Below are 12966 nucleotides of genomic sequence, written 5' to 3'. Positions count from 1 at the left end.
CGGACAGGAGCGAGCACCCATGACCCACGACCCGACTGACATCAGCGGGCTCACACCGGCGGAGAAGGCCTCGCTGAGCAGCGGCGCCGACTTCTGGACGACCAAGGCCGTGGGGGACGTCCCCTCGCTCGTGCTCACCGACGGGCCGCACGGCGTGCGCCGACAGGCCGGTGCCACCGACCACCTGGGCCTGTCCGAGAGCCTGCCCGCGACCTGCTTCCCGCCCGCCGTCGGCCTGTCCCAGAGCTGGGACCCCGACCTGGTCACACGGGTGGGCGCGGCCCTGGGCGCCGAGGCCGGGGCGCTGGGCGTGGACGTGCTCCTGGGCCCGGGGATCAACATCAAGCGCGACCCGCGCGGCGGACGCAACTTCGAGTACTTCTCCGAGGACCCCGTCCTCACCGGCGTCCTGGGCGGCGCCTGGGTGAGCGGCCTCCAGAGCACCGGCGTGGGCGCCTCGCTCAAGCACTTCGCCGCCAACAACGCCGAGCACGACCGGATGCGCTCCAGCTCCGACGTCGACCCGCGCACCCTGCGCGAGATCTACCTGCGCGCCTTCCAGAAGGTCGTGCGCACGTCCGCCCCGTGGACCGTGATGTGCTCCTACAACCGCATCAACGGCGTCTACGCCTCGGAGGACCACTGGCTGCTCACCACGGTGCTGCGCCAGGAGTGGGGCTTCGACGGCGTGGTCGTGAGCGACTGGGGCGCGGTGCAGGACCGGCCCGCCGCGATCGCCGCCGGACTGGACCTGGAGATGCCCGGCGACGGCGGCGCGAGCGACGCGCGGCTCCTCGCGGCCGTGGAGGACGGGGCCTGCTCGGCGCAGGACGTGGACACGGCCGCCTCCCGCGTGGCCGCGCTGGCCGCCAGGGCGCGCGGCTCCCGCCGGGACCGCGCGGCGGACTCCGCGCTCGCCCCGGAGGTCGGCGCACCGGAGGTCGAGGCCCACCACGCCCTCGCCCGCGAGGTGGCGGCGCGGTGCGTCGTCCTGCTCAAGAACGACGGCGCGCTCCTGCCGCTCGCGCCGGGCGGGTCGGTCGCGGTGATCGGCGGCTTCGCCCGGAACCCGCGCTACCAGGGCGGCGGCAGCTCCCACGTGAACCCCACGCGCGTGGACGTCCCGCTGGAGGAGATCCGCGCCCTGGCCGGTTCCGGCGCGGTCACCTTCGCCGCCGGGTACGCCGCCGACGCGCCGGGAGCCGCGGAGCCGGGCGACGCCGCGGAGCTGCGCGAGGATGCGGTGCGCGCCGCGACCGACGCGGACACCGCCGTGGTCTTCCTGGGCCTGGCCGAGCACCAGGAGTCCGAGGGCTTCGACCGCGAGCACATCGAACTCCCCGCCGAACAGCTCGACCTGCTCGCGGCCGTCGTGCGGGCACAGCCCCGCACGGTCGTGGTGCTCTCCCACGGCGGCGTGCTGCGGCTCGCCCCGGTCGCCGACCTGGCCCCCGCGGTCCTGGACGGGGCCCTCCTGGGCCAGGCGGGCGGCGGCGCGGTCGCCGACGTGCTGTTCGGCCGGGTCAACCCGTCCGGGCGGCTGGGCGAGACGGTGCCGGTCCGGTTGCAGGACACCCCCGCCTACCTCAACTTCCCCGGGGAGAACTCCGCCGTGCTCTACGGCGAGGGCCTGTACGTGGGCTACCGCTGGTACGACGCCCGCGACATGGAGGTGGCCTTCCCCTTCGGGCACGGCCTGTCGTACACGAGCTTCGCCTACTCCGACCTCGAACTGGAGCAGGACGGCGCCGGGATCACCGCGCACCTGACCGTGACCAACACCGGGGACCGGGCCGGACGCGAGGTCGTGCAGTTCTACGTCGCCAAGCCCGACTCGGCCGTGTCGCGGGCGCCGCGTGAGCTGAAGGGCTTCACGGGCGTGACCCTGGAGCCCGGCGGCAGCGAGCGCGTCAGCGTCCTGCTGTCGCGCGAGGACCTGGCGTACTGGGAGGTGCGGGCCGACCGCTGGGTGGTCGAGGGCGGCGAGTACGTGGTGTCGGCGGGCGCTTCGAGCCGCGACCTGCGGGCCGCGGCGGCGGTCGCCGTCGAGGGCGACGCGCTGCGCCTGCCGGTGACGCTCGACTCCACGCTGGGCGAGGTCATGGCCGACCCCGGGGCGGCTGCCCTCCTCGCCCAGGCCTTCACACCTCCGGCGGCGGCCGAGGGCTCCGACAACGCCATGGGGATGGACATGGCGCGGATGATGGCCTCGATCCCGATCCGCCGCCTGGCGAGCTTCGGCCCGACGGGGCTGGACGAGCTCGAAGCGCTCGTGGCGAGGATCAACGCCGAGGACTGAGCGGAACGCCCGGCCGGGCGGTCCCTTCCCGCCGCCCGGGCGGTCCTTTCTCCGCCCTGCCCCGCCCCCGCCCGCGCCGGGCCCTGTACCGGCGGGGCGGCGGCGGGGATACTGGGGCGATGTTCGAGGGCTTCACCTCCCAGCACGTCCCGCTCGGCGACGCGACCGTCTTCGTGCGCCACGGCGGCCGGGGCCCGGCCGTGCCATCCCTTGGCCAGGATCGCCCGGTTCAACCCCGCCTTCTGACGCACGTTGACACCCGGCGCGTGGGTGGTGCCTTGGGCCGAGGCGGTCATGTTCTTGGTCTTGAGCTTTTCCAGCACCACGACCGCGTTCTTGGCACACACCACGTGCGCGGTCCGGGCGGCGAAATCGGCGCGCCGCGCCCGCACCCGCCCGGTCAGCTTGCCCAGAGCGGCCCTGGTCCTGGCCCGGTTGTTCGACCCCCGGCGTTGGCGGCACAGGCGGCGGCGCAGGCGGCGTTCGCGCTCGGCCTCCTTCGGGGTCTGGAACACCTGGTCGAGCAGGTCGCCGTCGGAGGTGGCCACCGCCACCGCCACACCCCGGTCGATGCCCACCGTGCTGCCGGGGCGCTCATGCGCCTCGGGGGTGCTCTGGCCGTCCTCGCACAGCAGCGACATATACCAGTGGGCCCCGTCCCGCGAGATGGTCGCGGAGCGGACCGTGCCCCGGGGCGCGCGTGACCAGCGGAAGCGCGCCCATCCCAGCTTGGGCAGCTTGATGCGCCCCCATTTGCGGCTCAGGCGTTGAATGCTCATCCGTGTGCCGTCGGGGAAGCGGAAGGAGGGCTTCCACCGGTTCTTGGCACGCCACCGCACCTTGAACGTGCCGTGCTCCCGGCAGGCCCGGTCCAGGTCGCGCAGGGTCTGCTGGAGGATGTGGGAGGGGGCGGCCTTCAGCCAGGTCTCCTCGGTCTTGGCCTCGGCCAGTTCACGGGCTTGGAGGTGGTAGCCGCAGTAGGGCAGGCGTTGGCCGCGCTACCAACGGGACACGGCCTCGCGGCGCTGGTGCAGGCCGGTGTTCCACACCGCCCGACAGATATCGCCATAGACCTGACACGACTCGGCCTGCTCGTCAGTGAGCGCGAGCCGGTACCGAAATCCCGTCAACATGATGAGAAAACACCTCCCCTCGAACCAGCACACACCGTAGTCGGGCCCTACGACATTGTGGTGAGGGCGGCCGGCGGTGCGCGACCCCGGGTGAGCCTTCGCCGCCCGCGGTCTCCGCTCCCCGGGATCGGCTCGGGTGGAGGGCCCCGGCGCCCCCGGAATCCGCGTGATTCGCGACGGACGGTAGGAACCCGGCCCGGGGCCGTGTCGTTGCACCTCCGTAGCACTCCTCCGAGTTTTTCGACGAAAACGCTGGGAATGCGTTCGGGAAGTAGCCGATGACTGGGTAGAGGGCTGGAGATGTGCCGAAGCAGACAGCCGGAGGTTGAGATGACGCAGGGTATCGGCGACCCCGGACCAATCGTGCGTGCGCTGACCGCTCTGGGACTCCCTCCCGTGTTCGATCCCATGCACCGCAGCGGCGGCGCGCACGAGGAGGACGTGCCCGCGCTCGCACAGAGCCTGATCGCCGCGGCGGAGATCCAGGCCGGTCCGAATACGGTGCGCCCCGCCGAGGGAGCACCGAACGCGTGGGCCCACGCGGTACAGGACCGGGAGGTGGGTCAGGCCCTGCTGTACCGCAGGATGGAGCGGACCGTCAGCGACTGGCAGTGGGCGACCGACCCGGCCCCCTCACGGCCGGGTGCGGCGGCCGAGGCGGCGATGTGCGCGGCGCACGCGCTCATCGCGGTGCACTCGGCTCCGGACGGACACCACGTCCAGGCCGCGCTGGACGAGGCGGAGGACGCCCTGTTGGCCGCCGTGGTGCTGGTGCGCGGCTCCCGCTCCGCCGCCGCGTGAGGCGGGTGTCCCCCTCGTGCCAGGAGTCCGTACCGCCTCGGGGGTACGGGCTCCTGGCATGTGCGGGGCCTACCGGTCCAGGAAGCCGACCGTCACCTCGGCGAGGCGGCGGTGGGCCTCGGCGTCGCCGATGTCGGCGGGCAGGTCCCCCGGCTGGTCCCCGTAGGCGCCGAACTGGGCGTGGTTCATCCCCTGGACCTGGTGCGTGTGCGCGTCGGGCGGCAGGTTCGGGCGGTTCTCCTCGACCGTCGCCGGATCGGACAGGCCGTCACGGCTGCCCGAGACCGAGATGACGGCGAGGTCCTCGCGCCCGGCCAGGCCCGCGCCCTCCGCGGCGTAGGAGCCCCACAGGACCAGTCCGACGACCGTGTCGTCCGTGCGTCCGCCGAGGTGGGAGGCGGCCATCGCGCCGCCCAGCGAGTGCCCGCCCACGTACCACGCGTCGACTCCGTCGCCGTGGTCGGCGATGGCGCGGTCGGCCCGGTCGGTGTCGAACACCGCGAAGTTCAGCGGCATCCTCGGGATGACCACCCGCACGGCGGTGTCGGCGGCGATCAGCGCCCAGGGCGCGGCGTAGGCCTCGGGTGCGACGCGCGCGCCCGGGTAGAAGACGACTCCGGCCTCGGGCGGGGCGTGGGTGGAGCTGACGACCACGGCGTCGTCGGTCACGTCCACCTCGACGCCGGGGGCGGCGACGGCCTCGCGCAGCGCCCGCGGTTCCGCCTGGTAGGGGTTGAGCGCCCAGACGGCGAAGCCGCCGACCGCGAGGACGAGCAGGAGCGTCAGGGCGAGCGCGGCGATCCCCAGCGCCTTCGCGGCGCGGCCGCGTTCCCGGTTCTTTTTCTTCACGCTTTCCAAGATACTTGTTTAGTGAGGCAAGGGCGGAGGTAGCGGTACAGACACACGGTCGCGGACCGGGCGCCCGCACCGACCAGAAGCCGACCGCCGCCCCCGGGAGAAGCCATGACCGCCGCAGCCGCCTCGCACACCCCCTCCACCCGCGCGTCCCTGCTGGGCCTGGTCGGGTTCGCCGCCGCCGTCACCGCCGCCGCTCTCGTCGGGGTGCTCTCCAGCACCGGCACCGCCGCGGAGTACGCCGCCCTGCGCCAGCCCTCGTGGGCCCCGCCCTCCTGGGTGTTCGGCCCGGTGTGGACCACGCTGTACGCCATGATCGCCGTGTCGGGCTGGCTGGTCTGGCGCCGCCACGGCTGGCGCGGCGCCCGCACCGAACTGACGCTCTACTTCGTCCAGCTCGCGCTGAACGCGGCGTGGACGCCGCTGTTCTTCGCCGCCGGTCTGCGCGGGGCGGCCCTGGTCGACATCTGCCTGTTGGTGGCGGCGCTGACGGCGACCATCGTGCTGTTCGCCCGCCGGTCCCGGTGGGCGGCGGCCCTGCTGGTGCCCTACTGGGCCTGGACGGTGTTCGCGACCGCGCTCAACCTCTCCGTCTGGTGGCTCAACACGGGCGGCTGAGGGCCTATACGCCGCGGACGCCCGCCATGGAGGGTTTCGGTCGGAAAAGAAGACCCTTTGTGGCCCTGGGCAGATCGCCCGATTCGGGACCCGGCCCCGCCCCGGCTTCCAGAGGGTGTTCCCGCAGTTCACACACTCCTTTCGCCACGTTCACCCGGATTCGTCGCGCACCGCCGGAGCGACACGGGACACACGAAAATCGCTGTCCTGATTTTTATCGTTCCGTTATGGGGAATGACCTGGAGACCAGACGGAGAGTGCTGCCGTCACACAGGAGGAGTACCGAGAAAGAAAGAGGAAGCATGCGGATCATCCAGCCGAGCATGAAGCGCATCAAGCTGATCGTGCCCGACACCGTCGATTTCGTCGGCATCCGCGACCTCGACGGGACCTTCACCAAGGTGGCCTCCCCACAGAAGAGCTACCGGTTCAAGCGTGAGGACGCCTCCTTCGACTTCGCCTCCACCGGAAAGACCGTGGAGGAGGACGGAGACAAGGCCGAGGTCTTCACGGCGGTGAGCGTGAAGTAACGGCGTCCCCACACGCCTCCCTCGGAACAACCCCCCAGACAGCGTCGGAGTACGAGCGCCAGAGCACGGAGGTTGCCATGTGCGGCCCGGAACCCCTCCCGGGCCGCACGTGCTCTGTGTACGGCCGGTCCGTGCGCTAACGCCCCGAGAACAGCACCAGGGCCTGGGCCGCCTCGGCCGGGACGGTCAGGTCCAGGCCGGTGGTCTCGCGGAAGGCCTGGAGCCGGTTGACCACCGTGTTGCGGTGGCAGTACAGGGCCTCGGCGGTGGCCTTGACCGACCCGGTCGCGGCGTAGTGGGCCAGCGTCTCCAGCAGCCGCGCCCGGCTGTCCCCGTCCAGCCGCTCGAAGCGCTCCACCCGGTCGCGTCCGAAACCGGGGATGAGGCCGCGCAGTTGGTCGTGGGCGATGGCGGACCAGACGTCCTCCTCGCGCACGAACCCGCCGCCGGTCGCGGCGTAGCCGGACAGGACGCGGGCCGCCTCGACGGAGGCCGGGACCGCCGCCAGCCCCCGCACCCGCGCGACCAGCCCCCCTGAGGACCCCGAGGGCAGGTCCGGCCACGGCGTCCGTGCGGTCTCGCGCACCAGGGCGACGCCGTCGTCGAACTCCCACGCCAGCCCACCGCCGCGTTCGCGGACCCGGGCCGCGGGCCGCTGCTCCCGCTCCGGGGACGGCACGACGAAGGCCACGTCGAAGGCCCCGTGCTCGGGGAGTCCCAGGGTGCCCGCCACCTCGGAGGCCACGGCGGCGGCCCGGCTCCCGGAGTTGAGCAGCCGGGAGAACGCCTGGGCCGCCGCCGCCCGGGAGTCGCGTTCCAGCGCTGCCCGCTCCTCCAGGAAGGCGGCCTGCACGTCGCTGATGTACTGCTCGACCGTGGTCAGGATCTCCTCGGCGTGCAGCACGAGGATCTGCGAGGACCCGGGCCCGCCCGCGCGCACCAGACCCGCCCAGAGAACGCGGAAGTCGAGCCGGACCGCCTCCAGCAGGTGCTCGCGCGCCACACCCTGGCGTGCCCGGCGCACGCCCAGGCGGGTGGAGAGGTCGCGCAGGTGGTCGGGCAGGGGCACTCCGGCGATCCGCCGGGTGAGCATGTCGAAGGTCTCCGTGGCGCTCTGGCGCAGGTCGGAGTCGGGGACCATGCCGTCGGTGTAGTTGCCCAGGGCCGCCAGGCGCTGGAGGAAGTCCTCGACGAGGTTCTCCCGGTCCTCGGCGAGCAGTTCGACCATGCCCGCCCAGGAGCGGGGCTCGCCGGCGGGCGGGGCCTGCTCCGCGGGGTCCGTCACGGCCGCCTCCCTTCGTGCGTCTCGACTGCTTCCGGCGTCCGGTGAGCGGGGCTCGGCGTGCGGCGTCCAGCGTCGGCGTTCGGCGCCCGGTATCCGGCATCCGGCATCCGTGCTCAGCGTCCGGCACCGAGTCTATGTGCACATGCACAGCACCCCCGGGGAATCTTGTGTGGATGACGATTGAGCGGCGCGGGGCGCGTGGCGAGGATGGACGTGGCCCACGCCCGGCCCCCCGCGACCCGACGTTCTCCGAGAGGAACACCGAGATGACCGCATACGAACAGGGCCCGTCGCAGGACGCCGCATCCGCCGACGCCCGCTTCCTGGAGGACTTCCGGGCCATGAGCGCCTTCGGCGCCACGCCGTCGGGGGGCGTCGACCGGCAGGCCGCCACCGGGCCCGACACCGCCCAGCGGCGGTGGCTGGAGGGACTGCTGACCGAGCGGGGGCTGCGGGTGGTCTACGACCGCGTCGGCAACCAGTTCGGCCTGCTGGAGCGGGTGCCGGGCGCCCCCTACGTGGTCGTCGGCTCGCACATGGACTCCCAGCCCACGGCGGGGCGCTACGACGGGGCCTACGGCGTGCTGGCCGCCGCCCACGCCGTCTTCCGGATCGCCGGGCAGGACGCCGCCGCCGGAGCCCCCGCGCCCGTGTACAACCTCGCGGTCGTGAACTGGTTCAACGAGGAGGGCTCGCGCTTCACGCCCTCCATGATGGGCAGCGCCGTCTACACCGGCGCGCTCCCGCTGGAGACGGCGCTGGCCGCGCGCGACGCGGACGGGGTCACGGTGGCCGAGGCCCTGGCCCCGACGGGCTTCCTGGGTGATGGCGACGGCCCCGAGGCGGCCTTCTGCGCCGAGATCCACGTCGAGCAGGGACGCGTCCTGGAGGAGTCCTCCACCACGATCGGCCTGGTCAGCGCGAGCTGGGCCGCGCGCAAGTACGCGGTCACCGTCCACGGGGAGCAGGCGCACTCGGGGGCCACCGTGATGGCCGACCGCCGCGACGCGCTCGTGGGCGCCTCCATGCTGGTCGTGGCCGCGCGCGAGCTGGCGGACCGGTTCCCCGGGGTCCTGCACACGGCCGTGGGGCAGCTCGACGTCTACCCGAACTCGCCGGTGGTGGTGCCCTCGCGAGCCGAGCTGCTGCTCGACCTGCGCTCGCACGACGAGGAGGTGCTCGCCGAGGCCGACCGGCTGCTCCAGGAGCAGGTCACCCGTATCGAGGCGGCGGCCTCCGTCACCGTGGAGCAGACCCTCTCCCACGCATGGGGCGTCAACCCCTACCAGCCCGAGGGCGTGGCCCTGGCCCGCGCCAGCGCCCGGAGCCTGGGGCTGAGCAGCGACGAGGTCATGACCGTGGCCGGGCACGACTCGATCAACATGAAGGAGCGCGTGCCCACGGTCATGCTCTTCGTGCCCTCGGTCGGGGGCGTGTCCCACAACGAGGGCGAGTACACCGAGGACGCCGACCTGGTCGCGGGCCTGGCGGTGCTCACCGACGTGGTCCGGCGGCTCGGCGCGGGCGAGCTGGCCTCCGACGGGTCCTACACGCCCGGACGCGCGTGAGCGCAGCGCCCGGACGCTGAGCCGGAGGGCACCGAGGGGTCCGCGCACGTCGCGCGGGCCCCTCGCCGCGTCCGGGGCGGAACACGGAGCCCCGGGGCCGGGAAGGGCGGCCGCCCCCGGCATCGGGCGGCGCGGTACCCGTCGGCTCCCGTGCGCGGTGCGGAACGGGCCCGGACGACGGAACGGGCGGTGTCCGGGGAGCCCCCCGGACACCGCCCGTCGCGTTCCTCCCCGCGGTGTCAGCGCACCACCACGTCGTCGCGCACGCGCAGCCGCTCGCCGTAGAAGCCGCCGACCGCCGTGATCAGGGCGATCCCCAGGAACAGCGCCGAGGCGATCCAGGACCGGCCGTCCGCGCTCTCCAGCAGGGCCGTCGCGATGAACGGCAGGAAGCCGCTCAGGGCACCGGCCAGGTTGTAGGCCAGCGCGACGCCGCTGTAGCGCAGGTTCGCCGGGAACAGCTCGGTGAGCAGCGCGCCGGAGACCGCGTAGGCGATGGACAGGAAACCCACGCCGCCGGCCACCGCCAGCACCACGAGCACCGGCGAGGTCGTGTCGATCAGCCAGAACACCGGGAAGGCGATCACCGCCGTGGCGATACCGCCCCACATGGTGACGCGTCCGGGGCCGAGCTTCTCGGCCAGGCGCCCGAAGTAGATGATCACGCCGATCTGCACCACCGCGGCGACCAGGGTGGAGTTGACCATGAGGCTGCGCGACAGCCCGAGGGTGTCGGTTCCGTAGCTGATGGCGAACGTCGTCATGACGTAGAAGCCGCCGACGCCCAGCATGGCGGACGCGATAGCGATGAGGAGCCTGCCCCACGCGTGGCGGAACACGTCGATCGCGGGGACCTTGGAGCGCGCCTCCTGCTTCTCCATCTCCTCGAAGACCGGCGATTCCTCCACCTTCTGGCGGATGTAGACCGCGACCAGCAGCAGCGGGAAGGCCGCCAGGAACGGCAGGCGCCAGCCCCAGGAGTCGAACTGGTCGGCGGGCAGGAGCAGGACCAGCGAGAACGCGCCCGAGGAGAGCAGGGTGCCTACGGGCGACCCGATCTGCGGCAGGGCCGCGTAGCGCCCGCGCTTCTCCGGCGGGGCGTGCTCGACGGCGATGGTCACCGCGCCGCCCCACTCGCCGCCGACCGCGACGCCCTGCACGAGCCGGAGCAGGGCCAGCAGCAGCGGAGCGGCGATGCCGATCGAGGCGAAGTCGGGCAGCAGGCCGATGAGGCCGGTGGCCACACCGATGGAGACCACGGTGATCAGCAGCGCTGGTCGCCGTCCGATCCGGTCGCCCATCCAGCCGAACAGCACCGCGCCCAGCGGACGCGCGACGAAGCCGACGCCGAAGGTGGCGAACGCGGCCAGAGTGGCGGCCGTGGCGTCCAGCGTCGTGAAGTACAGCCGGTTGAACACGAGCGCGGCGGCCGTACCGAAGAGGAAGTAGTCGTACCACTCCAGCGCGGTTCCGACGAAGGCCGCGAAAGCGATCCGGCCCGCCTCGCGACCGCTCACCACCGGCCCGCCGCGTGCCGGGCGCTCCTCGGTCGCCTCTGGGTCGAGGTCACTCATGGTTGGTTTCTCCTATTCGCTGTCCGCGCCGGCGGCGGCGCGGTGTTCAGGGGATGGGGCGGTGCCGGGCGGGCGTTCGCCCGGTGCCGCCCGTCGGACACGGGCCGGGGCCCGGCCGGGTGGGACCGGGCCGGAAGCCGTGTCAGGCCGGTTCGGGCCGGACCGCGCCGGTCCGGCCGGGACGGGTCAGGTCAGGCCGTCGAGGACGTCCGCCCCGTGTACGCACTCCCCGCCGACGAGGGTCGCCAGGACGCGGATCGTGCCGACGCCCTCCTCCGCGGTGTCCACGGGGTCGCGGTCCAGGACCACCAGGTCGGCGAGCTTGCCCGGGGTCAGGCTGCCCCTGCGGTGCTCGTCGTGGCTGGCCCAGGCCGCGTCCATCGTGTAGGCCCGCAGGGCCTGTTCGGCGCTGACACGCTCGTCGGCGGCCAGAACGGTTCCCGAGGCGGTCACGCGCTCCACCATCGATTCCATGCCCAGGAGCGGCGCCCCCGGGGCGACCGGCCGGTCCGAACTGCCCGGGACGCGCAGCCCGTGGTCGAGGAAGGACCGGTGCCGGTAGAGCCAGGGCACGCGGTCCGGGCCCACGGCGGCGGCCATGCCGTCGCCCAGGGCGTACAGGAACCGGGGCTGGGGCACGGGGACCAGGCCCGCCTCGGCGATGCGGGGAAGCTGGTCCGGGCGCACCACGCCCGCGTGCTCGATGCGGTGGCGCACGTCGGGGCGCGGCAGCGCGCGCTGGGCCTCGGCGAACGCCTCCAGGGCGACGTCGACGGCGTCGTCGCCGATGGCGTGCGCGGCCACGCGCCACCCGGCCCGGTGGGCGGCCACGACCAGCGCGCGCATCTCCTCCGGGGAGTTCTGGTACACGCCGTGGCCGTGGCCGCAGAGCGGTTCGGTGACGGCGGCGGTGCGGCCGATGAGGGACCCGTCGAGCCAGATCTTCATCGGTCCCAGGCGCAGCCGGTCGTCGCCGAAGCCGGTGCGCAGTCCCAGGTCGATGCCGGTGTCGATCCCGTCGTCGGCGTGCCCGCCCAGCGGGTGCATGTTGTCGGCGGCGACCATGAGCTCGACCCGGGGAAGCAGCTCGCCCCGGTCGCGGGCGAGCTGGTAGGCGGCGGCCTCCACGGGGGTGCGGCCGATCAGCCCGCGCCCGATGCCCGCCTCCACGACGTGGGTGAGGCCCTCGGAGGCGTAGACCCGGGAGGCGCGCGCGAGCGCGTCGGCGAGTTCGGCCACCGGGTAGGGCATGACCAGCGCGGTCACGAGTTCCTGCGCGCGCTCCTGGAGCAGGCCGGTGGGGGCGCCCGCGCCGTCGCGGACGATCACTCCCCCGCCCGGGTCGGCCGTGGCTGCGTCGGAGACGGCGGTGTCGATCCCGGCCTGGCGCAGGACCGCGCTGCTGACGGTGCACATGTGGCCGGAGCGGTGCTTGAGCCAGACGGGTCGGCCGCCTCCGGCCCGGTCGAGACCGTGGCGGTCGGGGTGGGTGCCGAGCAGGGCGTCGTCGTAGCCGGAGCCGACGATCCAGGTGTCCTCGGGCAGCGTCGCGGCGGCGCGGGCGACCGCGTCGTAGAGGGCGTCCAGGGTGGACACGGTCTCCAGCTCCAGCTCGGCGAGCGACTGGCCGAACCACGCCATGTGGTTGTGCGCGTCCCCGAACCCGGGGACGACCACGGCGCCGCCGCAGTCGACCGTCCTGCGCGCGGGCAGGTCGGCGACCTCCTCGTCCAGGCCGAGGACGCGTCCGGCGGCGATGCCGAGCACCGTGGCGAAGGGCCGGTCGTCGTCGACCGTGCGGATGCGGGCGTTGGTCAGTTTGAGGTCGAGCATGCTGGAGGCGTTCTCCGTGGGGTGCAGCGGTCGGGACGGTTGCGGCGGTCGGGTCCCGGGCGGGGCGCGCGGCCGGACGCGGCGCATCCGACGGGCGGAGCCGACGTGCCGCGCGGACGGAAGCGGGCGGAGCGGAGCCGCCGGACGCACCGTGCACGGGGTCGGCGGCGGGCGTGGAACCGCCCGCGCCGTGGCGGTCGCGCGTGCTCCCGCCCCCGCTGGTGCCGCACGGTTCACGCCGCCCCCACCTGGGATTTCCCTCCAGGTTGCAGCAACTGTGAGCTGGCGAACAATGGCGATTCGCAGCGGATTGGGCACGCGGAGATAGGCATGTGCACAACGACCGCCCGCTGCGCGACATTCCCGAAACACGCACGTCATACGCCGTTACCTGCGCGGTGTCACATCGCACAGTCGCACGTGCGGGGCGCAGGGCGGTCCGGACCCGGCGCCTCCATGTCGCCCCCGGT

General features: G+C 73.6%; 10 protein-coding genes and 1 pseudogene. 5 read left to right on the top strand and 6 right to left on the bottom strand.

All coding sequences use genetic code 11. The features are described 5' to 3' along the window. Window positions 1-19 precede the first annotated feature (19 nt). The gene (locus tag PV789_RS09400) at window positions 20-2299 is read left to right on the top strand and encodes a glycoside hydrolase family 3 C-terminal domain-containing protein (protein WP_274977044.1); all 2280 of its coding nucleotides are present in this window, start codon (window positions 20-22) and stop codon (window positions 2297-2299) included. Between the two features lie 260 nt (window positions 2300-2559). On the opposite strand, the pseudogene PV789_RS09395 reads toward PV789_RS09400, so the two are convergent. Both PV789_RS09395 and PV789_RS09390 read right to left on the bottom strand, forming a co-directional pair. Next, window positions 2560-3219: pseudogene (locus tag PV789_RS09395) on the bottom strand (RNA-guided endonuclease TnpB family protein); the annotation flags it as partial. A 78-nt stretch (window positions 3220-3297) separates the two neighbouring features. Then, window positions 3298-3432, bottom strand: a complete 135-nt coding sequence (locus PV789_RS09390) for a helix-turn-helix domain-containing protein (RefSeq protein ID WP_274977043.1) — start codon at window positions 3430-3432, stop codon at window positions 3298-3300. Between the two features lie 330 nt (window positions 3433-3762). Here PV789_RS09390 and PV789_RS09385 point away from each other — a divergent pair, with 330 nt between their 5' ends. Further along, window positions 3763-4233: a hypothetical protein gene (locus PV789_RS09385; protein WP_274977042.1), complete on the top strand. Its 471-nt coding sequence runs from the start codon at window positions 3763-3765 to the stop codon at window positions 4231-4233. Between the two features lie 69 nt (window positions 4234-4302). On the opposite strand, the gene PV789_RS09380 is transcribed toward PV789_RS09385, so the two are convergent. Further along, a complete protein-coding gene (locus tag PV789_RS09380) occupies window positions 4303-5082 on the bottom strand; it encodes an alpha/beta hydrolase (protein WP_274977041.1) in 780 nt (259 codons plus the stop codon). A 114-nt stretch (window positions 5083-5196) separates the two neighbouring features. Here PV789_RS09380 and PV789_RS09375 point away from each other — a divergent pair, with 114 nt between their 5' ends. After that, window positions 5197-5706 carry a TspO/MBR family protein gene (locus PV789_RS09375; RefSeq protein WP_274977040.1) on the top strand — a complete coding sequence of 170 codons (510 nt, stop codon included), beginning with the start codon at window positions 5197-5199 and terminating at the stop codon, window positions 5704-5706. Between the two features lie 302 nt (window positions 5707-6008). Then, complete coding sequence (locus tag PV789_RS09370; protein ID WP_047870654.1) at window positions 6009-6236, top strand: hypothetical protein; 228 nt, start codon at window positions 6009-6011, stop codon at window positions 6234-6236. 136 nt (window positions 6237-6372) lie between these two features. Here PV789_RS09370 and PV789_RS09365 read toward each other — a convergent pair whose 3' ends face one another. Further along, window positions 6373-7521: a helix-turn-helix domain-containing protein gene (locus PV789_RS09365; protein WP_274977039.1), complete on the bottom strand. Its 1149-nt coding sequence runs from the start codon at window positions 7519-7521 to the stop codon at window positions 6373-6375. Between the two features lie 266 nt (window positions 7522-7787). Here PV789_RS09365 and PV789_RS09360 point away from each other — a divergent pair, with 266 nt between their 5' ends. Beyond that, window positions 7788-9089, top strand: coding sequence for a M20 family metallo-hydrolase (locus PV789_RS09360; protein WP_274977038.1), 1302 nt, complete (start codon window positions 7788-7790; stop codon window positions 9087-9089). Between the two features lie 239 nt (window positions 9090-9328). On the opposite strand, the gene PV789_RS09355 is transcribed toward PV789_RS09360, so the two are convergent. Together PV789_RS09355 and PV789_RS09350 are read right to left on the bottom strand one after the other, a co-directional pair. After that, the gene (locus PV789_RS09355) at window positions 9329-10663 is read right to left on the bottom strand and encodes an MFS transporter (protein WP_274977037.1); all 1335 of its coding nucleotides are present in this window, start codon (window positions 10661-10663) and stop codon (window positions 9329-9331) included. 186 nt (window positions 10664-10849) lie between these two features. Further along, window positions 10850-12496 carry an amidohydrolase gene (locus PV789_RS09350; protein ID WP_274977036.1) on the bottom strand — a complete coding sequence of 549 codons (1647 nt, stop codon included), beginning with the start codon at window positions 12494-12496 and terminating at the stop codon, window positions 10850-10852. Window positions 12497-12966: the final 470 nt, after the last annotated feature.

The organism is Nocardiopsis camelliae (assembly GCF_028993595.1).
In the GTDB taxonomy this organism is placed as follows: domain Bacteria; phylum Actinomycetota; class Actinomycetes; order Streptosporangiales; family Streptosporangiaceae; genus Nocardiopsis; species Nocardiopsis dassonvillei.
The sequence above is the reverse complement of the archived record's forward strand: the minus strand, read 5'-3'. Positions and strand labels throughout refer to the sequence as shown.